The sequence below is a fragment of the Chelatococcus caeni genome (assembly GCF_014196925.1).
In the GTDB taxonomy this organism is placed as follows: Bacteria; Pseudomonadota; Alphaproteobacteria; order Rhizobiales; family Beijerinckiaceae; genus Chelatococcus_A; species Chelatococcus_A caeni.
This window is the reverse complement of the sequence record NZ_JACIEN010000001.1, coordinates 66541-89910: the sequence shown is the minus strand read 5'-3', so window position 1 is coordinate 89910 and position 23370 is coordinate 66541. Positions and strand designations below refer to the sequence as shown.

Below are 23370 nucleotides of genomic sequence, written 5' to 3'. Positions count from 1 at the left end.
TTTCAAAGCTCTATACCGTCATCGGGGTTCATCGACGCCTGACGGGCGATCATTCGCATTCGCGAGCGCAGTGCGCGGGACTTGGCCGCGTCCACGTCCGGCTCGTCGTCCAGAATGTCGAATTCCTGGGCCGGCGGCGGCGGCGGGATGATCTCCTCTTGGCTCGGTAACTCCGGCTCGCGGCGGATGCCGGCATTGTCGGGATCGCCCTCCGGGCCACTGGCAGAGGTCGTCACTTGCCTGTCCGCCGCTACGATGATGCGGCTCGTCCAGTCGTCGGTTGCCTGCGTGGTCACCGGAAGGGATAGCAGTTCGGGTGGCGGCAGGATGCGCTCCTGCAATCGCGCATCCTCGAAATAGCGAGCCTTCTTCGCCCGGATCGGCGGGGTTCCCGCTACCATGACGATCTCGTCGGCGGGCGGAAGCTGCATGATCTCCCCGGGGGTCAACAACGGCCGCGCAGTCTCCTGCCGCGAAACCATCAGATGACCGAGCCAAGGAGCGAGACGATGACCGGCGTAGTTGGTGGAATCGCGCATTTCGGTCGCGGTGCCGAGCGAGTCCGACACGCGCTTGGCAGTACGCTCGTCGTTTGTCGCAAAGGCGACTCGCACATGGCAGTTGTCGAGGATGCTGTTGTTCGGCCCGTAGGCGCGCTCGATCTGGTTGAGCGATTGGGCGATGAGGAAGGATTTAAGGCCGTAGCCGGCCATGAAGGCGAGCGCGGACTCAAAAAAATCCAACCTGCCCAATGCGGGAAACTCGTCCAGCATCATGAGCAGGCGATGCCGCTTGCCGGATAGGGTCAGTTCCTCGGTCAGCCGGCGGCCGATCTGGTTGAGGATAAGCCGGATCAACGGTTTCGTGCGGTTGATGTCGGACGGCGGGACGACAAGGTAGAGCGTGACCGGACGGCGGCTGCCGACCAGATCGGCAATGCGCCAGTCGCAACGGTCTGTAACGCGGGCCACGACGGGATCGCGATAGAGGCCGAGGAACGACATGGCAGTCGAAAGCACGCCCGACCGTTCGTTCTCGCTCTTGTTCAGCAGCTCGCGCGCCGACGACGCGATGACAGGATGAACACCGGCTTCGCCCAGGTGCGGCGTGTCCATCATCGCGCGAAGGGTCGCTTCGACCGGGCGGCGGGGATCGGACAGGAAGTTGGCGACGCCCGACAGGGTTTTGTCCTTCTCGGCATAGAGGACGTGGAGGATCGCGCCGACCAGCAGGCTGTGGCTGGTCTTTTCCCAATGGTTTCGCTTGTCGAGGCTGCCTTCGGGATCGACCAGAATATCCGCGATGTTCTGAACGTCCCTGACTTCCCATTCGCCCTGCCGCACCTCCAGCAGCGGGTTGTAGGCGGACGACTTCGTATTGGTCGGATCGAATAGGAGAACGCGGCCATGCTTCCCCCGGAACCCGGCCGTCAGGGTCCAGTTCTCTCCTTTGATGTCATGAACGATGCAGCTTCCTGGCCAGGTCAGCAGCGTCGGCACGACGAGGCCTACGCCCTTGCCGCTGCGGGTCGGGGCGAAACATAGGACGTGTTCGGGGCCGTCATGGCGCAAATAGTCGCGATCATAGCGGCCAAGCAGCACGCCATCGGGACCGAGCAGTCCGGCCGCATGGATTTCCTTGTCTTCGGCCCATCGTGCCGAGCCATAAGTGGCGACGTTGCGGGCTTCCCGCGCCCGGATGATCGACATGAGAATGGCGGCGGCGATGGCGAGGATGCCGCCGGACGTGGCGATTATCGCGCCCTCGACGAAGATCGCGGGCGCGTAGGCGTCGAAGGAGAACCACCACCAGAAGAAGGCTGGGGGATAATAAAACGGCCAACCGGCCAGCTCGAACAACGGGGTTCCAAGTTGGGGCTGGAATCCAAGCCGCCACGCCGTCCATTGCGTGGCCGCCCAGGTCATCACCAGAACGATAATGAAAACGACGGCGATTTGCCCCCAGAGTATTCGGCCTCCACGCATACAGGCTCCAATCGGCAAGAGAGACGGAGCCGATCAGAGAATAGGCAATCATCGGGTCTGCAACAGCAAAGGCATTGCGAGAGGGCTATAGGATACTATCGGCGGCAAATAGGACGGGTTGTCGCGGCACTCTTCCGGCACTGTGCTGGTGGATTGGTTGCGATTCGGTCAGCGGAAAGATCAGCGCATGTTCGTCGCGAGCGCGAGCAACTTGAGAAGCGCCGGCGCGCGATTGGACGGCGACCAGACAGCCGAAAATGGGATGGTTTCAGGCTCGTCCCGGATCGGCCGGAAAGCGACATTCGCCGTGCTGTCCGCTGCTCCTTCCTCGACGAAAAGCGAGATGCCGTGTCCGATCGCTACCATGGACAGCAAGGTGCTGCGCTCAACATCAAAACGCAGGATTGTTGGCGTTAGCCATTTGCCGACTGCCCGCGCCACGATCAGGTCGTGAACCTGCGGGCCAGTGCCGCTATGGCGGACGAGGAAAGTTTCGTCCGCAAGGTGACGCCATTCCACATCCGATTGTGCCGCCAGAGGATGCTTGACTGGCAGCGCAATCACAAGACGGTCGCGCCAGATCACGCGGGAATTAAGGTCGGGGGTCTGATGGGTGCAGGCCATGAAGGCGACGTCGAGCCTGCCTTCGCGGATCATGAATTGGGCGTCTCGCGCCGTTCCCTCGGCAACTTGCAGCCGGATACCGGGATGGTCGGTGTGAAACCGCTCCAATAGCCGGTCGAGAAAGCAGCCAGGGGTGAGCGCATGCACGCCGATGCGAAGCTCTCCGACCTCGCCGCGCGCCTGCATCCCGGCGATCTTGATGGCGCGGTCGAGGATGCCCATGGCCTCATCGACCTGATCGACGAAGCGGCGTCCGGCTTCAGTCAGGCGGACGCCGCGCGTGTTGCGGTCGAATATAGTGATGCCAAGGTCTTCCTCCAGCGCCTTTATTCTAGTGCTGACGCTGGACTGGCTGACGCCGAGCGCCAGAGCGGCACGGTGAAAGCTGAGATATTCAGCGACAGCGAGCGTCTGAACGAGGACGATCATTGGGAAACGACCACCACGCAAAGAGGACAAGGTGATCGCCTCACCGACATATTCGCTCCGCTTTCGCCGCCGCATGCAGGTGCCGCCTACACATCGATCGCCGACACAGCCGATGGCTTTTCGCGAACGGTGAGCAAGCAGATGCGCATCCTTCCGACCTTACCAACCACGACTGCATCGGGTCTTCGCGGCTCGCGTCGCATCCGATCTGGCATCTCGGTGATGACAGCAAGACGGTCGCAGTCTGCATCTCCGGTCCGCTTGTTCCGTGTAAGACGCGCGTTTTTATTGACTGGCTGGCTGACACCATGATGTCTTGAATCTACTAGGTCTGCTCGTTTGCGAAAGAGCTCAGTTGCGATGTCAAGTCGTACGGATCGGTCAGCTATGTCGTTCCGAGGCTGTCCCGCGCATATTTGAGCAAGAATCGGATGGTGCATGATTTCACTCCCTTCTCGCCCTTTGTCTTGTTCGGCCGGCGCTCTCGCGCACCCCGCACTTGACGACCCAACCTCTGCAAGGTGGCCGCCGCCGACCATGTTGAAACCGAACCATGGCATCGCAGCGAGCCCCAGCCAGGATTTTGCCATAGTGCGCCGCCGCCTGCGTGCCGCTCATGAAGGCCAGCGCAGTACGAACTATGTTGGCAGATAACAGAGGCTCAAATCCGCCGTAGGATCGATTGACCTTTTCATGGCTTGCCTTCGCGTTTTCATCGGTCGCTTTGATATTCATGATGCCCTCTGCGACCGTCATGCGGTGGACTCCCCAGGCTGACCCACCGCGTGCCGGAGCCTCCTCCTCGCGTCGAGCTCGTAGAGTATCGGGACGACGAAGACGGTGAGCGCGGTCGAGATCACTGTCCCGAAGATGAGCGAGATGGCAAGGCCGCCAAAGACCGGGTCGGTCACCATGATTGCCGAGCCGAGGATGATGGCGAGGGTGGTGAGCAGGATCGGGCGCAATCGCACAGCGCCCGCCTGCCGGGCCGCTACGTCGAGCGGCATCCCGTGCCGGAGGTTATCCTGGATGAAATCGATGATCAGCAGGGAGTTGCGGATAACGACACCGGAGAGGGCGATGATGCCGACCATAGAAGTTGCCGAGAAGTCGGCACCGAGAAGCCAATGGCCCGGGAAAATGCCGATGATGCCGAGCGGTACGGACGACATGGCGATAACCGGGATCATGAACGAGCGGTAGTAGGCGACGAGCAGGAAATAGACCGCCAGCAGAGCACCGCCGAGCGCGAGTCCCATGTCTCGATAGACGTCGAGGGTCATGCGCATCTCACCGCCCCAGAGGAGCTGATAGCCGTCGATCGTGTCGGGAACGTCCTTCTGGAAACCGAGATTGCCGGTCCGCAGCGGTCGGCCGTCCGGCGCCGTGATGCCGTCGAGGCGTCGCTGCAGATCGAGAACGGCATAGAAGGGCACGGACCCGGAAAGCTCCGCGCCGACGAAGGTGACCTTTTCGTTGTCGCGGTGCAGGATCGGTCGGTCGGCCGCCGCCGGTAGGATCGTGACCAGTTCGGACATCGGCACGGCGTCGCCCTCGGCATTGTCGACGAAGACACGGTCGAGGCGAGTTGGATCGACCGCGAAGCGCCGCGGGACGAAGGCCCGCACATCCACCGGATTGCGCTCGTCGGGAAGATGGGCGCGACTGAGCGTGGTGCCGCCGTAGACGAGGGAGAGCGCCTCGGCAATCTGCGCCGTGGAGACATGCGAGAGCGCCGCCTTCTCCTTGTCCGGGATGATGCGATGCTCGAGTACATCGACGGGTTCGGTGTCGATCACGTCGACGGTGTCATAGGTCTCCTCGAACGCGTTGCGCACCTCGGTCGAGAGTGCGCGTAACCCCTCCGAATCCGGGCCATAGAGTTCAGCCAGTACCGTGGATCGCAGCGGCGGTCCGGGCGGGTCTTCAACGAGCGAGACCTCGGCGCCGGGATAGGCGGCACGGATCGTCTCGACCTTCGGCCGGAATTCGCGCACGAGGTCGATCGAGCTTTGCGACCGGTGATGCTTGTCGGTCAGGTTGACGCGGATTTCAGCCACATTGTTGCCGGTGCGGCCCGCGGTCCCTTTGAAGAGACCGTTGAAATCTTCCACCCCCGCCTGGCCAATCCAGGTCTGGTAGTTGACGACCTCGGGTTCGTGCGCGAGCAGCGCCGCGATCTCGCGCACGAACCTGTCGGTCTCCTCGACCGGAGAGGCCTCAGGCATGGCGATCACGATGTTGAAAGTGTTTTTGTTGTCCTTCGGCAGGAAGCCGACCGGCACGCCGAGAGTCGACACGGCGCCGCCGACACCCGCCGGGCGGACGAACTGCCAGGCGCCCTGCATGACGGACGCTGCCATCAGCAGGACAATTCCGGCACCGAATGCGATCCTGGCGACGTGATACCGCTGGAGCGGGGTGACGAGGCGGAGATAGAGGCGCTCAAGCCGTCCCGGCTCGCCGTGCGAGACCTCATGGTCATGCGCCTCTTCCTCCTGGACGTCGTGGCGGTGCAGCCAGCGGTTCGCCGCCCAGGGCGTGACGATGTATGCAACGACGACGGACGCGGCCATGGCGATCGGCACATTGAATGCGATTGGGTAGAAATAGTCACCGGCCATGCCGGTGACGAGAAACAGGGCCGCAAACACCAGCATGACGGCAAAGGTCGCGAGATTGGTGGCGTTGCCGATCTCGTTGGTGGCGAGAACCGTCACCTCCGCCTTCGTCTTCCGGAAACGGGTCGTCGCATAGTGTCGATGGATGTTCTCGATGACCACGATTGCCGCATCGACAAGGAGCCCGAGCGCGAGAATCAGGGCGAAGAGCGTCACCCGGTTGATGGTGACGCCACCCAGAAAGTCGGCAAGCAGGGTCAGGGAAAGAATGAGCGGCACGGTTACCATGACGATCATGGCCTCACGCCACCCCAGAAAGAAGATCAGCACGAGGCCGACCGTCCCCAATGCGATCAGGAGGTGTTCGAGCAGGAGATTAACCGCGGCGTTGGCTTTCTCGCCGTCGTCGCGTGTCACGATGATCTGGATGTCCTGAGGGACGAAGGCCGCCTGCATGCGCTCGACGCGATCGATTGCCGCTTGCGACACCACGACGGAGTTTGCGCCCTTCTTCTTGGCGACGGCGATGGTGACGGCCGGCATGTCCGCGTAGGCCGTGTCCTGGTCATGCGCGGCGCCCGGTCCGAAGGAAAACCGACTGAAGGTGGCGATCTCGGAGGGCGGGCCATCGGTCACCGTGGCGACATCGCGGACATATACGGGGCGGCCGTCGTGAACGGCTACAATCTGATTACGGACGTCTTCGGCTGAGGTGAAGGATGCCGCCAGCCTGATGGTCTCGACCTTAGTGTCGCGCACCGTCGGTTCCAGAGGTGCCGACAGGTTACTTGCCGTGAAGGCAGAATAGGCCTGGCTCAAGGTCACGCCAAAGGCCTGCAGGCGGTCCGGATCGAGTTCGATGGCGATCTCGCGTTCGTGGCCACCCTTGATGCTGACTACGGAAACGTCCTCGGTGCTGCGCAACCGTTCGGCCATCCGCTCCGCGACGCGCCGAAGGCCGTAGTCGTTGTAATGCGGTGAGGCAAGGGTGAAGGTCACAATGGGCACATCGTCTGCGTCGACGCTCCGGACGAACGGTGTGCCGGCATCCGCGGGCAGCCAACTGCGGCTAGCCAGAACGCGATCATAGAGTTTGACCAACGAGTCTTCTTTCGGCTCGCCCACCTTGAACTGCACCTGCACGATCGCAAGCGAATCCTGTGCTGTGCTGTCGATATGATCGACGCCGGGGATCTCCTTCAGGATGCCCTCAAGCGGCGTGAGCAGAAGCGCTTCGACCTCCGCCGCCGAGGCGCCGGGCAGCGTGACGGAAACTGCCGCGGCGGGCACGATGATCTGTGGGTTCTCCTCCCGCGGCGTCTGCAGAACGGCCACGACGCCCATCAGCGCGACGGCGATGATGAAGACGATCGTCAGCTTCGAGGTGATGAAAGTTTGCGCGAGACGGCCGGCGAAATTCAGGGGGACGTCGCTCATTGCGCCTCCTCCATCCTGCGCACGGCGGAGCCATCGCGCACCGCATCGGTCGCGGCGGCGAGTATCCGTTCTCCCTCCGACAATCCGGAGACCACTTCGATACTGTCGCCGAACTCCCGTCCGATGCGCAGCCAGCGAAAACGTGCGATTGCACCGTCGAGGACGAAGACACCGTCGAGGCCGCCGCGATTCACAAGGGCCGTGCGGGGAATGACGGTGACTTCCCGGGAGCCGAGGGTGATATCCGCACGCCCGAACATGCCCGGAACCAGGCGCGGGTCTTTCGGCAGGATAACGTTGAGCTCATAGCGACGGGTGATGTCGTCGCCGGACGGGACGATGCCCCGCACACGACCCTCGAAGCCAGCTCCGCCAAGAGAGTCGATCCGCATCGTCACGGGCAGGCTCGGATCGATTGTCGCGAGCCTGCTTTCCGAGACGAAGGCCTTGAACAGGAGCACCTCGTGGGATTCCACCGTCAGAATGGTGGTGCCCGCCGTCGCCATCTCGCCGCTGCGCTTCGCGACAGACACGATGACGCCGTCGACCGGACTGGTGATCGTGGCATAGGTCTTCTGCGCTTCGGCGGCGGCCAGAGCCGAACGCGCCTGATCGAGCTTGGCCTTTGCGACATCGACCCGGACCTTGGCCTTTCGTAACGTCTCAGTCGCGACCACGCCTTTCCTGGCAAGGCCGTCGTACTTGCGGACATCCTGTTCGGCGTCCTGCAGGTCTTCTTCTGCGGCCTGCACGCCCGCCTCGGCCTGGCGGATGGCCTCTTCGATATCGGTTGGATCGATGCGTACCAGCAGGTCACCACGCAAGACCTTCTGGCCTTCGCGCATATCGAGCTGCTCGATGAAGCCCACCACCCGCGAGGAGATCTCGATCCGGCCATCCGAAATCACACTGCCCGGAACAGTATAGGTAATCGGGACTGTGACGCGTTTGACCGTTGCCGCGTGACCCGCGGGCAACGCGTTGGCAGGATCTTCGGCGGATGCGCCTGATGAGGTCATGGCTGTCAGGACAAGCCCCAGAAACCAGGCGGTACGGAGGGTGCGGCGCATTCACTTGGTCTCCAGGTCGGAAGCGGCGGCGTGTCGGAGCGCCGCGGAAATGTGGTTGGTGATCGAAGTGGGGTCGGCAAAGCCGGCATGGCCGCCTGGCAGATGGGGAAGAAGCGGTGCCAGAAGGGCGTGACCGAGGATCACGCCGATCATCGATACCGTTGCTAGAAACCGTTCTTCCTCAGGCTGCCGAATGTCGGCGAGGCCGCTGACGAGGCGGAACGGGCGCTCGAGAACCGTATGGGCGAGATCGTCGAGACGCCCCTCATCACCATCGACGAGTTCACGCACGAGAAAGCGGAAGAAGACGCGATCCCCGGTCAGCAGCCGGACGAAATGATCGATGAACAGGTCGAGCCGATCGGCATCGCGGCTCTCCGCTTCGAGCATTTCCGCGATCGGTTCGGTCTTCTCGGCGAAGACATGGGCCACCGTTTCGCGAACGAGGTCGTCCTTGTTTTTGAAATGGTGGTAGAGGTTTGCGGGCGTCATGCCCATGGCGCTGGCGACGTCGCGCATCGACACCGCGCTATAGCCCAGATCGGCATAGAGGCGCGCGGATGTCTCAAGGATTGCGGTTCGCGTGTCGGCGGGGTGCATCGAGCGCCTCCAGTGGCTTTCTGAACGTTCGTTAAGTTCGAAATAATGCATGCGTTGACACAGATCAATTGCAAAGTTCGGTCGAACGACCTAAATATTTGCTGAAGGAAGGAGACGCGTCAATGAGCACCCATTTGATCCCCCAAAGCGGGCACGAGTCCCGGAGCGAGAAGACCCGCACGCAACTGGTCGAGGCGGCCATCGAGGTGATCGGGGCTGTCGGCTACGAGGGTGCCAGCACGCGCATTCTGGCCAAGACCGCGAACACCGCCCTTTCGGCCATCCCCTATCATTTCGGGGGGAAGAGGGAGCTGTACCTCGCTGCGGCACAGGTGATCGCCGATTACGCTGACAACCGGTTCGCGGAGGCGGTTTCCGTTCTGGAGGTTGGCGGCTCGGCCGAGGCATCCCTCCGTTTCGAGGAGGCGCTGGTCAAGCTTCTGCACATTATGCTTGAAGATGCCGAGTCGGCGTCGTGGACGCCGTTCGTTGCGCGATGCTGCTATGACAACGATGAGGCCTTCGCACTGATCTACGATCAGGCGATCGCCCCCCTGATCGAAGCCTTGGTCTGCGCCGCCGGCGGCTTCTCCAGCCCGTCTCTTGATGACGAAGCGGTGCGGTTGCGGATCAGTTCGATCGTGACCGCCATCATCAGCTTCCGATTTCTGCGCGGCATCACCTTGCGCAGCATGGATTGGGAACAGTTTCAGACCGGCTGCATCGGACAGATCGAGGCGATGGTCCGCGAGCTTTGCCGCGGCGATTTCGTCACTGTCCGGCTTTCCCAGTAACCCGCGGAACAGACGAAAGGTCTGGGCCGCGATTCATCTCACACCCACTCACCAACAGAAATGGAATACTTCGATGAGCAATCACTCTTATGCCCATGAAACGCTCGCCTGGCTCAAACAGCGCCTCGACGATGCGGACACGATGATATCGGAGGCGGAGAAGACCGCCGAGAAGCTGCAGGCCTCGGCCCGTGAAGAAGGGGATGCGGCGCTCGCCCGTCTCAAGGCTTCGCGCGAAGCTCTGCTCAAACTCGAACGTGATCTGCGCGCCCGGGCGGACGCCATCAGGGACGATATCGAAGACGTTCAGGAATCGGTCGAGAAGGAATGGGTCGAGGCGGAAACCGCCTTTCAGGCCTTTCTGAAGGCAGCACAGGATCAGGCGGACTCTATTCACGACGTGGTCGTCGCGCGGGCAAAAGCGCAGCGCCAGTCCTGGGAGGATGCCCGGAAGGCAATGCGCGAGCAGGTGACGCATACCGTCGACAAGGCTCGTGGCGAGTTCGACGCTGCGATCAAGCGCGTTTCGGACGAGGCCGAAAAGTTCCAGACGCGTATCGGCGACGCCAAGGACGCCGGTGACGAATCCTGGACGGCAGTAAAAGCCGGCCTTGCCGATGCGAGGGCGGTTCACGACCGCACGATCCAGAAGATCAAGGACGCCTTCTCGAAGCTGCTGTGACCGGAGCGCTTCCAACCTTTACTTCCCTAAGCTCAAGGAGAGCAGGAAATGAAACTCCGACTATCCGCGGTCGCGCTGGCGCTGCTGGCCCAGACTGCAGTGTTCGCAGCGCCGGCAGCATTTGCGCAGGATGCGGCATCGCAAACCCAGCCGGCAACCTGGGACGATCCCTCGCTTGCACGGCAGGCCATCGAATGGTCGCAGGACCGGCTGGCCGAACTCGACGTCAGCATCTCGATCCTGGAAAGGGATGCGGCAAGGCTTCAGGGTGAGGCCAGGGCGCAGGCGGAGGAGGCGCTGAAGACGCTTCGCGAGCGGCGCGACGCCTACCGCGCCAAGGCGGATGAGGCCGTGGCCAACGCCAGATCCTGGACGGACGCGCAGGTTGCCGAGGCGCGCAAGTCGCTCGACGAGGACTGGACCGCGTTCCAGACCGCGCGCGACGACTATCTCGAAGCAGCCAAGACGGATATCGCCACCCGCCGAGCGATCTTGGAGGCCGAGCTCGAAGCCCGTCAGAAAGCATGGCAGGCGTCGATCGACCGGCTCAAAGCCGACGCCGCGAAGCTCGCAGCCGATCAGCGCGCGGCGATCGATGCCAGGATCACCGACCTGAACGCCAGGATCGACAAAGACAGGGCCGAGGCGCGCGCCCGGATTGGGCGGCTTCAGGATGCCTCGGCAGAGGCATGGGAGACGACGAAGAAGGGCTATGCCGATGCTCAGCAGCTCTTCCTCGACAACTACGCCTCGATCCGCAAATCCATAGAGGACGCAACGAAATAGTCCCTATGGGCCGGAGGCGGCGGTCCGCCCCAATCCCGCCTCCGGCATGGTTTCAAGGAGAAGGTAGATGAGTCTGATGAGTGAGATCCAAGCGCTGCGCGAAGAGTCCCAGGCCCTCGCCCGCAAAGCGTCGTCCGTGAATGAAGACGAAGGTCCGGCGGTGTCCTCCGCAGCCCAGGAGCCGCCAGCGGACCGCGTATCGGAGCCGCACGATGTCGAAACCCTCCTGAAGGAAATAAACGGAACGCTCGACGAGTTTGCCGATGAGTTGGACAGGTTCCCACGGCTGACGGCACTGGCCGCCCTAGGTGTCGGACTGGCCGCCGGAATCGTGATCGGACGCCAGCTTCGCTAACAACCTGCCGCCCCGCCCGAAAGGTCAGCCATGTCCACGTTCAATTCCGCGAAATTCTATGGCCGTGTAGCGCTGTTGCGCCGCCAAGTTCTTGTCCGGCAACTGATCCGACGCGCAATCGCCGGCGCGCTCGCCGTGGCCGCGTTCATCGTCACTGCCGGGCTGGCAACGTATGCGATGTTTCTCGCGTTCGTGCCTTCCCTCAGCGCACTTGGCGCGACACTGGTGATTGCCGGTCTGTATGCTGTCTGCGCGCTTGTCCTCCTCGCCTACACATTGCGCGAGCCGCATTCACCGGAATTGCAGGCGCTGGAGGAGATGGAGGCGGCTGCACTCGACACTATCGTGGCGGACACGCAAGGCGTGTCGCAGCTCTTCAATGCCGCCGGCCATCGCATTGAAAACCTCGGCAGCAGCCTGACGCTCGGCGTCGGAGTTCTCTCCGCCTTGCGCAAGCTGCTGGCATCCCGCAGGTCCTGATCGGAAAGGATCTGCGGAACTCGACCCGCCAACAGCGACGAAACCGCCTCGGAGAGCGTGCCCCGTCGAGCACATCGCGAAGGTCGGTCGTCGGCTTGCGACCGCGCTTCGGAAAAGGAGGGAGAAACGGCGCGATGAAGCGCCATTCCTCATCCGTCAAATCCGTCGGGTAACGGCTGCGGCGTGTGCTGTCTGGGGTGGGCAAATTGGCTTGAACTTTAGAGCCCCAACCCTTTCTGCCGCCCCAACTGCCACGACACCGATCCGCCCTGCACGACGCCCATGACCTCACGACCGAGTTGGCGGTCGATGACGGGCCGCCAAGGGACAAGCGTGAACTCGTGGCTTTTCTCGACGATGGCGAACTTCCCGCTCGATAGCTTCACGGTCCCGGTAAACTTGCCGCTGACGTTCTCGCCGTCCGCCGCCGCCCGGAATGGCAGCGCCTTGCTCTCGGCCATCTCCGCGCCGACGCGGGCGACTTCGCGCTTGCGCAGCGTGGCGAGAAGGCTACGCCGGTAGAAGATGCGACTATCCCGCGCTCGAGTGGCATCGCCCTGTTCGATATGATGTTCGCGGCGCTGGTCCATGGCGTCGCGCACCTGCTGGCCGAAACCGGCCGGAGCGAGATCCGATGCGTCAGGCGTCACCAGCCGCCGGTCGAGCCAGGTCGCGCCATCGGACCCGATCTGGCTTTCCAGATTGAGGGTCGAAAGGACGCGAACGCTGGCCTGCCGATTGCGGCCGGCATCATAGGCGGCGGTGCGGCTCTCAAAATCCTCTGGGATGCGCCATTGGTCGGTGTCGATCCGCTCGGCGATCCCGGCACGGCGCAACGCCTCCAGCCGCCGGACGTGAGCATCGACATAGCCCTCATAGTCGCCGCCCGGAACGCGGCCCTCGAACTTCGCCTGTTCCAGATGGCGGCTCGGCCGATAGATGCCGTCTTCGGCGATGGCCGCTATCGCGCGGTCGGACGGACGGCTTGCGGTGTCGGCCGGGCCGATCTCGATGACGCTGCCGATCCGCGCATCCTCGACGCGGGCCGGGTCGATGCCCGGAACATGATGCGTCCGGCCGTCGATGCCGTCCACCACGACGGTCAGGTTCTCGCCCATCTCATCAGTGAGATATTTGTCCACGACGCGGCCGATGATGGACGTCTCGGGCGCGGCATCATGAAGCTGGAACGTCATCGGATCGCGCTCCAGCCCATCCGCTTTCAGCGCCTTGTGCATAGTGCGGATGATGTCGCCGCGCTCGCCCAACTCGCGCAAGGTCGGCTCCATGTGCTCGCTCAACTCCCAAACGCCCGGTGCGTGTTCCCTGGCGAGGCCCATTTGCTCCAGCTTGCCTAAGCGGCGCAGGCGCAGCGTCCGGTCGAACTGGCGACGCGGATCGTCGGGTTCATGGCGCAGGTCGATGAAGCGTTCATCGGCTTCCTCGGCCATGGCCCGGTCGATGCGGGTGAAACGGTCCCGATCCACTTCGGCGGACAGCTTGCGGGTCTGTTCGATCTCAGTGACGGGACCAAGCTCCAGCGTGGTCAACTCGCTCGCCCGCTCGCGGATGCCGTTGGCGAGATAGTCGCCGTTGATGACCAGATTCTCACCCAGGTCATCCTTGCCGCGGACGATGACATGCACATGGGGATGGCCGGTGTTGTAATGATTGACCGCGACCCAATCGAGTTTCGTGCCAAGGTCGGCCTCGATCTGGCGCATGAGGTCGCGGGTGTGCGCAGTCATATCGGTGAGGTCCGCGCCGTCTTCCGGTGAGACGATGAACCGGAACTGGTGGCGATCGTCCTTGCCGCGATCAACGAAGGCTTGCGGCTCGGCCCGGTCGTCGGTCGCGGAATAGAGCTGGCCGCGCTCGCCGTCGCGCGATGTGCCGTCGCGCTGGATGTAACGCAGATGGGCGGCGGCCTTGCCGTTCTTTCCGGCCTGCTGGACGTAGCGAGTCTTGACCACGACGCGGCGCATGCCCGGCGCGCTGTGCTTCCAGCCGCCCGACAAGGTGCGGGCGCGCGTGAAGGCCGCCCCACGCCCGCGCTTGAGGCCCGGCCCGCCGCTCGTTCGCGATGCCTTGCCGCCCTTGGTGGTGGCTGACGATCTGGAGCGTGGCGAGGATGATGCGAATGACCGCGACGGGCTGTTGCTGTGCTGGCGGGCGAGTTTCTTCGCCTGCGTCAAAAAGCTCTTCGCCTTGCCCGCCTTCGGGACGTCGGATTTGATCCGACCTGGCTTGGGACGAAAGCGGTTTTTGTCGTCGGCGCTCATGGACGCGCCTCCGGCAAAAATCGCATGAAATCGGGTGTTCGGCGGCCATGGTGCCGGCCGAAACCCAGAAAATCCAAGGCCTTGCACGAAATCGCGGCTCGCGACATCCAAAAACGGGGTGCCGCTTGCGGCTCCCCTAACCAGTGTGCAGACAACAACAATTTCAGAAATCCGGCCAGCGTAGTGCCGGTTTCCTTTATCTTGCCCTCCGCCTTCCCTGCCCTTTTTGCCCTTCCTGCCGGGAATGCAGCCAGGCGACCCCTTGCCTGACTGCACACCGGAAGCGGACCAAAAGCGCGTGGAGACGCAATGCTCATGGCGCATCTCCATTGCTCGCACGGGCCACGAATATGCCGCCGTCCTGCGGCTCCTGATCGCCGGAATCGCGCAGAGGAACGGTTGCGCGGACGTCGCCCGACGGCTGATTGGCCGCCGCCGAATTGCCGCTGGATTGCGCAACGAAGAGCGGAGCTTCGCGCCAATCCGGCGGTGGCGGCGGTACAATCGTCGGCACATCAGGCGCAGCCGCATGCCCGAGAACAGGTGCGAGCGTGGCGACATAGGCGCGTGTTTCTGCGGGCAAAGTGCGACCTGTCGCCAGATGCTCGTCATAGCGGCCGGGACCGGCATTGTAGGCGGCAAGCATGGCCGCGACATTGCCATAGCGATCCCACATCTCGCGCAGATACGCTGTACCTGCGAGGATGTTGTCGCGCGGATCGTAAGGATCGCGCCCGAGGCCATGGCGGCTGCGCAGGCCCGCCCAGGTATCGGGCATGACCTGCATCAGTCCCATTGCACCCGCCGACGAGATGGCGCGCACATCGCCCGCGCTCTCCACACGCAGCACGGCCCGAATCCAGTGCTCTGGAATGCCAAAACGCTGTGACGCCTCTGCAATGAAAGCAGCATGGGGATGCGCGGTAGCAGGCGCGGGTTGCGGCGTGACCTGCGCAATCGCTGGCGTCAATCCACTGCCAGCCGACAGAACGGCCGTGAAGAGAAGAAGGGCGCGGGATCGCATGATCTCAGTCCCGATCTTCGCGGGGCCGCGGGCGGCTCCAGTGCAGCGACCATGACGAGCCTGTATCATCGTCGCGGAACAGGTTGGCGCGGATCGGCTGCGGCAAGGCGGGATCGTCGAGCAACACTGAGAGATATTCGCCAGCCTTTTCGCCGGTGCGTTTCCATGCAGCACCGACTTCCGGCCCGTCATGTTCAATGTAATGGACGCGATAGTCCGGCGCATTCTCCGCATCGGAATGTTCAGCGGGCACGATGACGAGATCGCGCTTCATGGTGAGCGTGACGAGCTGACCGGCGAAGCCGGATGCGTCACGCGCAAATTGACCGATCTGTGGCATGGTATGTCTCCTGTGTTGGTGGGTTTGGCGTGGGTTCAATGCGTGGCCGCCCGCCATTCGTAGCGGCCATCGCCTTCCCCATCGGTCCACAGCGGAAGCGCCCGGCCGATGACGGAACTGGCTGGAACAGGTCCAAAGTAACGGCCGTCGAGGCTGTCCCGGATGTCCCAATTCATGAGGAAGAGTTCACCGTCGCCGATGATGCGGCAGCCCTGCCAGACCGGCAGATCGCGGCCCATGCGGTCGCGCTCCAGCGCGTCCCCCATTTCGACATGATCGACGGTAATGGTCGCACCGTTGCGGCAGACGCGCTGTCCTGGCAGGCCGAGGACGCGCTTCAGCAGCGGTACGCCGCGTTCGATATAGCCACGCTCAACCATGAATCGCTCCAGCGGTTCGGACGGCATGATGGCGACCAGTTCGGGAACTTCGAGCGCATCGGCGGGAGCAACTGTGTAGAAGCCGATGGGCGCGCTGGCGGTTGCATTCCAGATCAGCCGGGTTGGCAGATCGGCAACAGCCGTGGCGACAAGTGTGCCGACAGCCAGCATCGACACGGCAAGGATATGACGGCGGCTCATGGTGCGATCCTCCGGCGGCTGACCCACGCGGCATGGCGCTCCGGGGTGTAGGGATTGGGTTCCTGACCGGCGCTCAAACGGTTGTGAACGTGTCGCCAATGATCCGGCGCAACATCCGCCGGATCGACGCCAAGCGCGTCCACGGCATCGATCAGGGCCAGCACCCGCTGGACCTTTGGCCAGCCGTCGATACGCAGCAGGATCTCACCGCCAGGACGAACGAAAGGCACGGTCTGGTACGGTTCGCCACGCCCGGTAGCGCGCAGGATGTCGAGCCGCGAGACGATGGTGCCGTAATCGTTGGAGGCCCAGCGGACGAAGGCGAAGATGCTTTCGGGCGCAAAACCGATCAGACTGCGGCGGCGGTCGATGATCTGCTCAAAGCTCTTGCGGCCGAAGCGTATCCAGCGCTCGACCTTCTTCTTCTGGAAGGTCAGTTCGACCAATGTGGTGAACGCAGCTGGCCCGGTCGGCCACAGATGTTCATGCGCTGCACGCGCGGTTTTGCCGGTCATGGCTGATCTCCTTCGGTGGGTGGAAACTCGCGGACCAGCAGCTCGCGCAGCATCACGGCGACGGTGACGCCGCGCCGGAAAGCGGCAACCTTGATGCGCCCGCGCAGTTCGGGCGTGATGTCGATGGTCAGACGGGCGGTGAACGCCTCCGTCGCCGTCTTGCCGGTTGTCGGCGCATCGGCGGCTCTGACCCAGGTATCGGGATTGCCCGGACGCGATGCAAAGCCGGATTTGACGGGCGGACGTGTCATGGCACGATCCTCCCGATACCGAAGCCATCGATCTCGGCCACCAGCGCTGTGACCTCCTGTGCGGCCCGTTCGCCGCCATCGGTCTCGGAGACCAGCCGTCCGGTCTGTGCGGCGTCGGCGAAGGCGACACGCTGGCCGACCGTTGTACCCAGCAGGGGTGGATCATGGTCAGCCAGTGTCTTGGCCGTTTCGCGGGCGATGACGGTGCGCGCAGCGCATCGGTTCAGCAGAAAGCGGGCGGACAGCTCAGGGCGATAGATGCGTGCTTCGTTCAGAAGGGCGAGCATCTCGGCCGAGGCCCAGCCGTCAAAGGGGGATGGCTGCACCGGGATCAGCACCAAATCGGCTGCAAGCAGCGCAGAGCGCATCAGCCCAGCGACACGGGGCGGACCATCAATGACGACATGATCGACGTCACGCGCCAGCTCCGGCGTTTCCCTGTGCAGGGTATCACGGGCAAGGCCGATGACGCTGAACAGCCTCGGCAGCCCTTCATGGCCGCGCCGCTGCGACCAATCAAGTGCGGAGCCTTGCGGATCGGCATCGATCAGGATGACCCGCTTGCCTTGCGCAGCCCAGGCTCCGGCAAGATGCAGCGCCAGCGTGGTCTTGCCAACGCCGCCCTTCTGATTGAGGAGCGCGACGATCATGGCGTACCCCGCCCAGGTCGGCGGGAAGTGGCACTGGCACCGTGCCTTTCATGCGCGCGCGTCAAAGAAGAAAAGTTAGATTCTATGTTAGATTCTAAGTTAGAAGTCGGATTCTCCTTTTCGTTCCATAGGCTTAACTGGGGTTCGTGCGCCTGATGTGCCGATAGTGCTGCGCCTGATGTACCGATACCCTTTGCGCCTGATGTACCGACGGCATGCACAATGTTATCCACAGGCACTGTGGATGGATTTTCAGGGCGGATTCGCAGCAGTTCGCGGCGATTTTCGCGCAGGATCTTGAGCTGGTAGCCGGGCAGCGGCTGGCGGGCCGCAATTCGGCGCAGGTCCAGCGCAAAGTCCGATCGCCGGGCCATACTGCCGGATTTCTGGTGGAGGTGGGCAACCTCGAACAGCCAGCCATGCGGCTGATGTCCGGCATGTTTGCGGGCGACACGGTAGAGCCAGCGCTCGATACCGCCTGTCAGACGGAAATAATCCGGGTCGATGGTCAGGACCAGAGAACGGTCAAGGACGCTGTTGTAGAACCACTCAGGCAGGACAAACTCCATGCCTTCGACGCGACCGTCGCGCGTGGTCATCTCTTCCCATTCGTTGATCCAGGAGAACTGGCGGCGGCGCCAATGCTTGCCGTTACGGATCGTTGTGGCGACGACAGTAGATTGCAGCCTGGCAAGCGCTGCCTTCAGCAGCAGATATTGCCGGTTGCCGGTGTCGCGCCCGATGGCGCGCAGCAGGTGATAGGGCGTGAAGCGGAAGAATCGGGATGTCTTGATGCCGTTGTTTTCGGCGGCGACGATCTGGCTCGCGGCCCAGATCAACACATCGGCATCCCAGATCGTCGCCATTCCATGTTCGGGCATCCCGAACACCTGCACCTCGACATCGGCGGTCTTGTAGAGGATGGGCTTCGTGCGCGGTGTCTTCGCCAGCGAGAAGAAAGGCCGTTCCATTAGATCGCGCTGATCGCGTGGACTGGCATCGCCGGTTGCGACCACGAAGGGATCGAGGTGGTTGCGCTCGCTGCCGCCTTCTCGCCGCAGGGCGTCAGGGTGATCAACGCGCCGCATTCAGAGCTTGCTCCGCTCTTCAGGCGTCAGGGGGCGCGCCGGAAAGACCGTGCCGGCGTCCTTGTCACTGGTGGATTTGCGTGCGCCGATGTCGGCCCAGGCCTGAAGATCCTCGACCGTGTAGAGAACCCGGCCACCGATTTTGCGATAGGTCGGGCCGGTCCCGTAGGTCCGGTGCTTTTCCAGTGTGCGAAGAGATATGCCAAGGAAACGCGCAGCTTCCTGAGTGCGCAGCATGCGCGGTGGTATTTCCGTGTTGCGGCGCTCGGTCATGAGATCACCTCCGGTTCGTCAGGTTGATGCGGCTGCCGGAGACGGCGGCGCGCTATGGCGAACCATGGGAAGTGATCGGCGGCGTGTAGCGTGCCGCATTTGCGTCTATGCGCAGACGGCACCCCCGAAAGGGGCTATGCCAGCGCGAAAAGACGTGAAATTTCAGCAACTCAGGGAGGCCGATGCGGATTCGCTCAAGACATCCGCGCGCAGTTCGGCTATGAATACAGATGGAGCAGACGCACTGCTCCGGGGGCGTAGTAACCCCTGACTAGCGGTTGGTGTCGGCCGTGACGGCACCATACTCCTTGACCCTATGGTCGGGGAGCCTGTGGCGTATGCAACAGGCTTTCCAGCTAAAGGCCATGGGGCCGTCTAGTCACGGTTACTAACTCCCCGATCACCAGGAGTCAGAGAGTTTTATTGCGGGGGCGAACCGCAGAAACTCTTCTGAAAGAAGGAGAATGACCGTGAAAGCACCCGTCGAACTTGACCCCGATGTGGATGATCTGGCCCCGTCCGGCCATGTTATCACCGCCTATGACGAGCAGCACTTTGTGACCTATCTGCGTATTCTGGACGCCAAGTCCGAGGAAGCCGACTGGAAGGAAGTGGCGCGAATAGTTCTGCACCGCGATCCGGCATCAGATGAGATGCGCACCCGGCGATGCTGGCAGAGCCATTTGGAACGCGCCCAATGGCTGTCGCGGGAAGGTTACAGGCAAATACTGGAACAGGCTGCGGCAAACAGGAATCGGTGAGATCGCCTCAGTCGCCTTTTGATCGTGGAATCGGCTTGACCGGATAATGCAAAAGCAGCCGATAGCCCCCGCGCATCATCCTGATGCCGTGGGCAACAAGACGACGTGCCTTGTTCTTGCGCGGATCAGTCTCGAAATCTTCCTTGTTGCCACGGAAACCGAGCAGGACTTCGGCAACGGCGCGATAGCTTTCGCCATGCAGCCGTGCGTCCAGCGCCCGCAGCGACAGAAGGTGCCATTGCCGAAGTTGTGCTGGCATGGTGCGAATATCCGACCCCGGAGAGCGGCCTGTCAGGCACCGCCAGAGACGGCGGGCCGCATGGGCGCGTAATTCCATGAACTCGTCCATGGGCAGGATTGCAGCATAGAAAGCTGCCGCATCGATCGCGCCCTGTTGCAACCAGAATTGATGCTCCATCCCACCGATATGCCAGATTGCGTGCCAGCCATCCGGCGCGCGGCGCAGGATCAGGCCATCGAGATGAGCGAGAGCGAACAGCCGCCCGCTACCGGTATCACTCTGCTCGGCAGGTGACAGAATAATGGCCCGCGGATTGAAATGCGGCGACCAGAAAGGCGGTGCGCCGTCAGGCTGCGCGTCGGGGTCGTGTGCGAAATCGCAACCCCCATCGGCTGGCAAAGGTATCCAACTCTTCTGCCGTAAACGCTCCCGTCCGATTGAAGCGCTCGACATCTTTGCGATAGTCTTCGTTACGACGAAGATATTCCCAGGCGAAACCGGCGGCAGGAAGGTCTTTGACGTGTCTATATGCCGACGGAGTACGCCAATTTATGCTCTGCATGGCGCGTCCTCCCAAAGCCGGACGGCACAAGGCCACGTCCGGCCTGAAAAGGCTGCGGTATCGAATGGTTTTGCAGTAGCGAGTCTAACGAGATAAGTGTATCTCTTAACCCGATAAATTCATTCGACAATCTCTCACTAGCACTGTTGGGCATTATACGGGAGATGCCCTGACGGCATTCCCGTGTCAGTATTCGAAGCCGAGTGGGCGTTCTGCCGATCATCGACGAGGCGGCCATCTATTATGGGCGTGTCCCCGCCGAGTTGGAGCGTGCAGGCACACTTTGCAGACCACACGACATACAGATCGGCACACACGCCCGCAGCGAAGGGTCAATCTTGGTAACAAACAATGTGAAGGAGTTTGTTCACATGCCTGGCGTGCGGGTCGAGAACCGGGTGTAGCGGTTGCAGTGGGCGTGACGATTTTCTCGTGGGCATGAGAAAGGCCCCGACCTTGCGGTCGGAGCCTTTGTGCCGCGCCTCAGTCGCCGCGGCGACCGTTGGGGCGGGACCAGATGAGGGAGAAGGTTTCACCTTCTTCGTCATCGAAGAGGTTGGCGTAGATTGGGGCGTTGAAGCTCGGATCGTCCAGCTTGAGGCCCAGATAGTCGCGGCCCTCGTTGGAGCGCTTGGACCAGGCGGCGCCGATCTCGGCGCGACCGACCAGGACCCGGTGGCTGGGGGCGTTCTCGCCGTTGGTGCGCAGGTCGGGGATGATGCGCACACCCTTGGCCTGGACGCTGAGGGTGACGATGTCGCCGGTGAATTCGTTCGAGCCGGTCTTCTTGAAGGTGCCGATGGTTGCCATTTTAAGTCTCCGTTTTCCGTTTCCGAGCCCGCACCATTGCGGCCTCGATGGCGATCGACCGGCCGGAGACGAACGCTGGCGCACCCCCCTTGGGGCTGGACAGCACAGGAGGAACTTTCTTGTTCCGCGCGGAATGGCGGCTTTGCCGTCAGGGGAAGAAAGTTGTGACGACGCTGTTGCGCTAAAGCGGTCGAAGCGCATCGCGCTGTTCTTCGGCCAGATCAGGCCATTGAAGAGGCCGTTTGGAGCGGTCGAGACACGGGGGCTGAACGGAGACGTGGCAATCTTGAGGCCTATCATGATGACCAGACGGGTAACACCGGCCTTGCCTGTCGCCCTGCGTCCCAGGCCATACGCATCTCTCTTTCGGGCCTGTTCTACCGGCATTGCCCCCAACCGAGTTCTGGTCAGTCCACAACGCTGGCGCTGAAGGTTCTGCGCTCCTATGGACCGCGTCTGTGCCTCAAGTTGATCCGATGCCTGGTCGCTGTCTGCCACCATTTTCCTGACGAAGATGGAAGATAATCCGCATCCGCTTCTGGTCGCCATCAACGGATCATTGTGGTTCAGGTGCGTGCAAAGCCGTCGTTCGCCTGGTCGGTTGCCGCCATGCCTGCAACGCGCAGGAACGCCGTCACGCCCACCGCCACCGCCCCGATCACCGAGAAGATGAGCTGCCATGTCTCGGACGGCATCATGTGCTTTACGATACCGAGCGTCGCGTAAAACCCGGCCATCCCCGCCGGAGCAACGAAGGCCAGAGCAATCAGCAGACGCGCCCAGATCGGGCGGACCAGCATGAGCAGGCCCTGACCAATAGCGAGTGTCAGACCGGCGGCTAGAAGAGCAACAACGATGCCGCCGGGCCAGCCAGCCCCTGTGCCATAGGCCCATGTGCCTGCGTTCAGGCCGATGAAGAACGGCAGGGCGAATACGGCGAGATTGAACAGCAACCAGCACATGGTGCCGATGGCTGCGATGGAAACGAGGATTCCAAGAACGATCATGGTGGTGTCTCCGTGCAAAAGGTTGGACGGTTGCGCCTTCCACCACCACCATGGCGCACCGCGACATATAGCACGAATATGCCTGTCTGTGCGACATGTAATGATCGGCGGGCGGTGTCGTCATGCTCATGATGAGATGGGAAGGCAGCGCTCACGCGCTGCCGGTCCCGAAGCGATAGACCGGGATGCCCAGCTTGCGGGCCTTGTCGGCCAGGTTGTCCTGAATGCCTGTGCCGGGGAAGATGATGACCCCGATCGGCATCGTGTCGAGCATCCGGTCGTTGCGCTTGAAGGGCGCGGCCTTGGCATGTTTCACCCAGTCTGGCTTGAAGGCGACCTGCGGCACCTTGCGATTGTCGGCCCAGGTGGCGGCGATACGTTCGGCACCTTTCGGCGATCCGCCATGCAGGAGCACCATATCGGGGTGCTTGGCATGGACCTGATCGAGCCTGTCCCAGATCAGCCGGTGGTCGGTCGTCTCCCCGCCCGAGAAGGCAATCTTCGGCCCGGCGGGCAAGAGCACCTCGTTGTCGGCCCGGCGTTTTGCGGCGATGAAGTCACGGCTGTCGATCATGGCCGAGGTCATCTGGCGATGGTTGACCCGTGAGCCGGAGCGCGGCGACCAAGGCGTGCCGGTGGTGCGCAGGAAGAGGTCGGCGGCGGTGTCGCGGAAGGTCTCCATGCTGTCGCGGCGCTCGATCAGGTTTTGTCCGATGCCGATCAGGGTCTCCAACTGGACGGATTTCACCTCGCTTCCGTCCTGTTCGCGCTGAAGGCGCTTCTGAGCCTGCTCGTTATCGTCGAGTTTGCGTTCGATCCGCTCGACGGCGCGGTGGAAGGTGTTGACGGTGGACCACATGATCTCGTCTAGGTCGAAATCGAGGCTGGTGTCGGCCATGGTGGAGATCAGGGCATCGAAGATGTCGGCAACCGCGCCCTGGATGGCGTTGTCCTCGGGCGTGATCCGGGGGTCGGCCTCGCCCTCGGCGGGACGGTAGCCATAGAGTTCGAGCTCTTCGATGACATGGCCGGTGGGAGACGTGCTGTGATCGGGTTCGAATTCGTCATGGGCATACATGGGATGTGTCCTTCGGCGGGACCGCGACCGTCGCGGCCTTCATG

General features: G+C 62.6%; 26 protein-coding genes. 6 read left to right on the top strand and 20 right to left on the bottom strand.

Annotated features, from left to right (window positions below):
* Positions 1 to 2: 2 nt before the first annotated feature.
* The 6 genes from GGR16_RS00470 to GGR16_RS00445 all read right to left on the bottom strand — a co-directional run bounded on the left by GGR16_RS00470 (position 3) and on the right by GGR16_RS00445 (position 8766).
* Entirely contained in the window at positions 3 to 1985 is a 1983-nt protein-coding gene (locus tag GGR16_RS00470) for a conjugal transfer protein TraG (RefSeq protein ID WP_183315383.1), read from the bottom strand.
* Positions 1986 to 2165: 180 nt separating this feature from the next.
* Positions 2166 to 3038, bottom strand: a complete 873-nt coding sequence (locus tag GGR16_RS00465) for a LysR family transcriptional regulator (protein WP_183315382.1) — start codon at positions 3036 to 3038, stop codon at positions 2166 to 2168.
* A gap of 444 nt (positions 3039 to 3482) precedes the next feature.
* Positions 3483 to 3794, bottom strand: coding sequence for a hypothetical protein (locus GGR16_RS00460; protein ID WP_183315381.1), 312 nt, complete (start codon positions 3792 to 3794; stop codon positions 3483 to 3485).
* Positions 3791 to 7096 carry an efflux RND transporter permease subunit gene (locus GGR16_RS00455; protein ID WP_183315380.1) on the bottom strand — a complete coding sequence of 1102 codons (3306 nt, stop codon included), beginning with the start codon at positions 7094 to 7096 and terminating at the stop codon, positions 3791 to 3793. Before GGR16_RS00455 ends, GGR16_RS00460 begins: the two co-directional genes overlap by 4 nt.
* Positions 7093 to 8166: an efflux RND transporter periplasmic adaptor subunit gene (locus GGR16_RS00450; protein ID WP_183315379.1), complete on the bottom strand. Its 1074-nt coding sequence runs from the start codon at positions 8164 to 8166 to the stop codon at positions 7093 to 7095. The genes GGR16_RS00455 and GGR16_RS00450 overlap by 4 nt, the downstream gene beginning before the upstream one ends.
* Positions 8167 to 8766 carry a TetR/AcrR family transcriptional regulator gene (locus GGR16_RS00445; RefSeq protein ID WP_183315378.1) on the bottom strand — a complete coding sequence of 200 codons (600 nt, stop codon included), beginning with the start codon at positions 8764 to 8766 and terminating at the stop codon, positions 8167 to 8169.
* A 122-nt stretch (positions 8767 to 8888) separates the two neighbouring features.
* On the opposite strand from GGR16_RS00445, the gene GGR16_RS00440 reads away from it, so the two are divergent.
* The 5 genes from GGR16_RS00440 to GGR16_RS00420 all read left to right on the top strand — a co-directional run bounded on the left by GGR16_RS00440 (position 8889) and on the right by GGR16_RS00420 (position 11863).
* Positions 8889 to 9560: a CerR family C-terminal domain-containing protein gene (locus GGR16_RS00440; protein WP_183315377.1), complete on the top strand. Its 672-nt coding sequence runs from the start codon at positions 8889 to 8891 to the stop codon at positions 9558 to 9560.
* A 142-nt stretch (positions 9561 to 9702) separates the two neighbouring features.
* Complete coding sequence (locus GGR16_RS00435) at positions 9703 to 10242, top strand: BAR domain-containing protein (RefSeq protein WP_246372744.1); 540 nt, start codon at positions 9703 to 9705, stop codon at positions 10240 to 10242.
* A gap of 48 nt (positions 10243 to 10290) precedes the next feature.
* Complete coding sequence (locus GGR16_RS00430; RefSeq protein WP_183315375.1) at positions 10291 to 11028, top strand: sll1863 family stress response protein; 738 nt, start codon at positions 10291 to 10293, stop codon at positions 11026 to 11028.
* A gap of 67 nt (positions 11029 to 11095) precedes the next feature.
* Positions 11096 to 11383 (top strand): hypothetical protein, encoded by a 288-nt coding sequence (locus GGR16_RS00425; RefSeq protein ID WP_183315374.1) that lies wholly within the window; start codon positions 11096 to 11098, stop codon positions 11381 to 11383.
* Between the two features lie 30 nt (positions 11384 to 11413).
* Positions 11414 to 11863: a hypothetical protein gene (locus GGR16_RS00420; protein ID WP_183315373.1), complete on the top strand. Its 450-nt coding sequence runs from the start codon at positions 11414 to 11416 to the stop codon at positions 11861 to 11863.
* Between the two features lie 218 nt (positions 11864 to 12081).
* Here GGR16_RS00420 and GGR16_RS00415 read toward each other — a convergent pair whose 3' ends face one another.
* From GGR16_RS00415 to GGR16_RS00375, 9 genes are all read right to left on the bottom strand, one after another.
* On the bottom strand, positions 12082 to 13314 hold the full coding sequence (locus tag GGR16_RS00415; protein WP_183316284.1) for a DUF3363 domain-containing protein: 1233 nt from the start codon (positions 13312 to 13314) through the stop codon (positions 12082 to 12084).
* Between the two features lie 1144 nt (positions 13315 to 14458).
* Positions 14459 to 15169 carry a lytic transglycosylase domain-containing protein gene (locus tag GGR16_RS00410; protein ID WP_183315372.1) on the bottom strand — a complete coding sequence of 237 codons (711 nt, stop codon included), beginning with the start codon at positions 15167 to 15169 and terminating at the stop codon, positions 14459 to 14461.
* A gap of 4 nt (positions 15170 to 15173) precedes the next feature.
* Positions 15174 to 15509 carry a DUF736 domain-containing protein gene (locus GGR16_RS00405; RefSeq protein WP_038146343.1) on the bottom strand — a complete coding sequence of 112 codons (336 nt, stop codon included), beginning with the start codon at positions 15507 to 15509 and terminating at the stop codon, positions 15174 to 15176.
* A 35-nt stretch (positions 15510 to 15544) separates the two neighbouring features.
* Entirely contained in the window at positions 15545 to 16090 is a 546-nt protein-coding gene (locus GGR16_RS00400) for a S26 family signal peptidase (protein WP_183315371.1), read from the bottom strand.
* Positions 16087 to 16605: a DUF2840 domain-containing protein gene (locus GGR16_RS00395; protein WP_183315370.1), complete on the bottom strand. Its 519-nt coding sequence runs from the start codon at positions 16603 to 16605 to the stop codon at positions 16087 to 16089. The genes GGR16_RS00400 and GGR16_RS00395 overlap by 4 nt, the downstream gene beginning before the upstream one ends.
* The gene (locus GGR16_RS00390) at positions 16602 to 16856 is read right to left on the bottom strand and encodes a hypothetical protein (RefSeq protein WP_183315369.1); all 255 of its coding nucleotides are present in this window, start codon (positions 16854 to 16856) and stop codon (positions 16602 to 16604) included. Before GGR16_RS00390 ends, GGR16_RS00395 begins: the two co-directional genes overlap by 4 nt.
* Positions 16853 to 17506 carry a ParA family partition ATPase gene (gene parA / locus GGR16_RS00385; protein ID WP_183315368.1) on the bottom strand — a complete coding sequence of 218 codons (654 nt, stop codon included), beginning with the start codon at positions 17504 to 17506 and terminating at the stop codon, positions 16853 to 16855. The genes GGR16_RS00390 and parA overlap by 4 nt, the downstream gene beginning before the upstream one ends.
* Positions 17503 to 18594, bottom strand: coding sequence for a replication initiator protein A (locus GGR16_RS00380; protein WP_183315367.1), 1092 nt, complete (start codon positions 18592 to 18594; stop codon positions 17503 to 17505). Before GGR16_RS00380 ends, parA begins: the two co-directional genes overlap by 4 nt.
* A complete protein-coding gene (locus GGR16_RS00375; protein ID WP_183315366.1) occupies positions 18595 to 18867 on the bottom strand; it encodes a helix-turn-helix transcriptional regulator in 273 nt (90 codons plus the stop codon).
* Between the two features lie 470 nt (positions 18868 to 19337).
* Between GGR16_RS00375 and GGR16_RS00370 the strand changes: the two genes are divergently transcribed.
* Positions 19338 to 19628, top strand: a complete 291-nt coding sequence (locus tag GGR16_RS00370; RefSeq protein WP_064323241.1) for a DNA -binding domain-containing protein — start codon at positions 19338 to 19340, stop codon at positions 19626 to 19628.
* A gap of 7 nt (positions 19629 to 19635) precedes the next feature.
* Here the strand turns inward: GGR16_RS00370 and GGR16_RS00365 are convergent, their stop codons facing one another.
* The 5 genes from GGR16_RS00365 to GGR16_RS00350 all read right to left on the bottom strand — a co-directional run bounded on the left by GGR16_RS00365 (position 19636) and on the right by GGR16_RS00350 (position 23326).
* A complete protein-coding gene (locus GGR16_RS00365) occupies positions 19636 to 20268 on the bottom strand; it encodes a DUF2285 domain-containing protein (protein WP_425486547.1) in 633 nt (210 codons plus the stop codon).
* The gene (locus GGR16_RS26120; protein WP_246372743.1) at positions 20216 to 20431 is read right to left on the bottom strand and encodes a transcriptional regulator domain-containing protein; all 216 of its coding nucleotides are present in this window, start codon (positions 20429 to 20431) and stop codon (positions 20216 to 20218) included. Before GGR16_RS26120 ends, GGR16_RS00365 begins: the two co-directional genes overlap by 53 nt.
* A 483-nt stretch (positions 20432 to 20914) precedes the next feature.
* A complete protein-coding gene (locus GGR16_RS00360) occupies positions 20915 to 21241 on the bottom strand; it encodes a DUF736 domain-containing protein (RefSeq protein ID WP_183315365.1) in 327 nt (108 codons plus the stop codon).
* A gap of 566 nt (positions 21242 to 21807) precedes the next feature.
* Positions 21808 to 22248 (bottom strand): hypothetical protein, encoded by a 441-nt coding sequence (locus GGR16_RS00355; RefSeq protein WP_183315364.1) that lies wholly within the window; start codon positions 22246 to 22248, stop codon positions 21808 to 21810.
* A gap of 151 nt (positions 22249 to 22399) precedes the next feature.
* Positions 22400 to 23326 carry a DUF2493 domain-containing protein gene (locus GGR16_RS00350; protein WP_183315363.1) on the bottom strand — a complete coding sequence of 309 codons (927 nt, stop codon included), beginning with the start codon at positions 23324 to 23326 and terminating at the stop codon, positions 22400 to 22402.
* Positions 23327 to 23370 lie beyond the last annotated feature (44 nt).

Coding starts and splice junctions, on each gene's coding strand:
- GGR16_RS00470 (WP_183315383.1), bottom strand. CDS start 1,985: ATGCGTGGAGGCCGAATACTCTGGGGGCAAATCGCCGTCGTTTTCATT.
- GGR16_RS00465 (WP_183315382.1), bottom strand. CDS start 3,038: ATGATCGTCCTCGTTCAGACGCTCGCTGTCGCTGAATATCTCAGCTTT.
- GGR16_RS00460 (WP_183315381.1), bottom strand. CDS start 3,794: ATGACGGTCGCAGAGGGCATCATGAATATCAAAGCGACCGATGAAAAC.
- GGR16_RS00455 (WP_183315380.1), bottom strand. CDS start 7,096: ATGAGCGACGTCCCCCTGAATTTCGCCGGCCGTCTCGCGCAAACTTTC.
- GGR16_RS00450 (WP_183315379.1), bottom strand. CDS start 8,166: ATGCGCCGCACCCTCCGTACCGCCTGGTTTCTGGGGCTTGTCCTGACA.
- GGR16_RS00445 (WP_183315378.1), bottom strand. CDS start 8,766: ATGCACCCCGCCGACACGCGAACCGCAATCCTTGAGACATCCGCGCGC.
- GGR16_RS00440 (WP_183315377.1), top strand. CDS start 8,889: ATGAGCACCCATTTGATCCCCCAAAGCGGGCACGAGTCCCGGAGCGAG.
- GGR16_RS00435 (WP_246372744.1), top strand. CDS start 9,703: ATGATATCGGAGGCGGAGAAGACCGCCGAGAAGCTGCAGGCCTCGGCC.
- GGR16_RS00430 (WP_183315375.1), top strand. CDS start 10,291: ATGAAACTCCGACTATCCGCGGTCGCGCTGGCGCTGCTGGCCCAGACT.
- GGR16_RS00425 (WP_183315374.1), top strand. CDS start 11,096: ATGAGTCTGATGAGTGAGATCCAAGCGCTGCGCGAAGAGTCCCAGGCC.
- GGR16_RS00420 (WP_183315373.1), top strand. CDS start 11,414: ATGTCCACGTTCAATTCCGCGAAATTCTATGGCCGTGTAGCGCTGTTG.
- GGR16_RS00415 (WP_183316284.1), bottom strand. CDS start 13,314: ATGGCCGAGGAAGCCGATGAACGCTTCATCGACCTGCGCCATGAACCC.
- GGR16_RS00410 (WP_183315372.1), bottom strand. CDS start 15,169: ATGCGATCCCGCGCCCTTCTTCTCTTCACGGCCGTTCTGTCGGCTGGC.
- GGR16_RS00405 (WP_038146343.1), bottom strand. CDS start 15,509: ATGCCACAGATCGGTCAATTTGCGCGTGACGCATCCGGCTTCGCCGGT.
- GGR16_RS00400 (WP_183315371.1), bottom strand. CDS start 16,090: ATGAGCCGCCGTCATATCCTTGCCGTGTCGATGCTGGCTGTCGGCACA.
- GGR16_RS00395 (WP_183315370.1), bottom strand. CDS start 16,605: ATGACCGGCAAAACCGCGCGTGCAGCGCATGAACATCTGTGGCCGACC.
- GGR16_RS00390 (WP_183315369.1), bottom strand. CDS start 16,856: ATGACACGTCCGCCCGTCAAATCCGGCTTTGCATCGCGTCCGGGCAAT.
- parA (WP_183315368.1), bottom strand. CDS start 17,506: ATGATCGTCGCGCTCCTCAATCAGAAGGGCGGCGTTGGCAAGACCACG.
- GGR16_RS00380 (WP_183315367.1), bottom strand. CDS start 18,594: ATGCGGCGCGTTGATCACCCTGACGCCCTGCGGCGAGAAGGCGGCAGC.
- GGR16_RS00375 (WP_183315366.1), bottom strand. CDS start 18,867: ATGACCGAGCGCCGCAACACGGAAATACCACCGCGCATGCTGCGCACT.
- GGR16_RS26120 (WP_246372743.1), bottom strand. CDS start 20,431: ATGCAGAGCATAAATTGGCGTACTCCGTCGGCATATAGACACGTCAAA.
- GGR16_RS00360 (WP_183315365.1), bottom strand. CDS start 21,241: ATGGCAACCATCGGCACCTTCAAGAAGACCGGCTCGAACGAATTCACC.
- GGR16_RS00355 (WP_183315364.1), bottom strand. CDS start 22,248: ATGATCGTTCTTGGAATCCTCGTTTCCATCGCAGCCATCGGCACCATG.
- GGR16_RS00350 (WP_183315363.1), bottom strand. CDS start 23,326: ATGTATGCCCATGACGAATTCGAACCCGATCACAGCACGTCTCCCACC.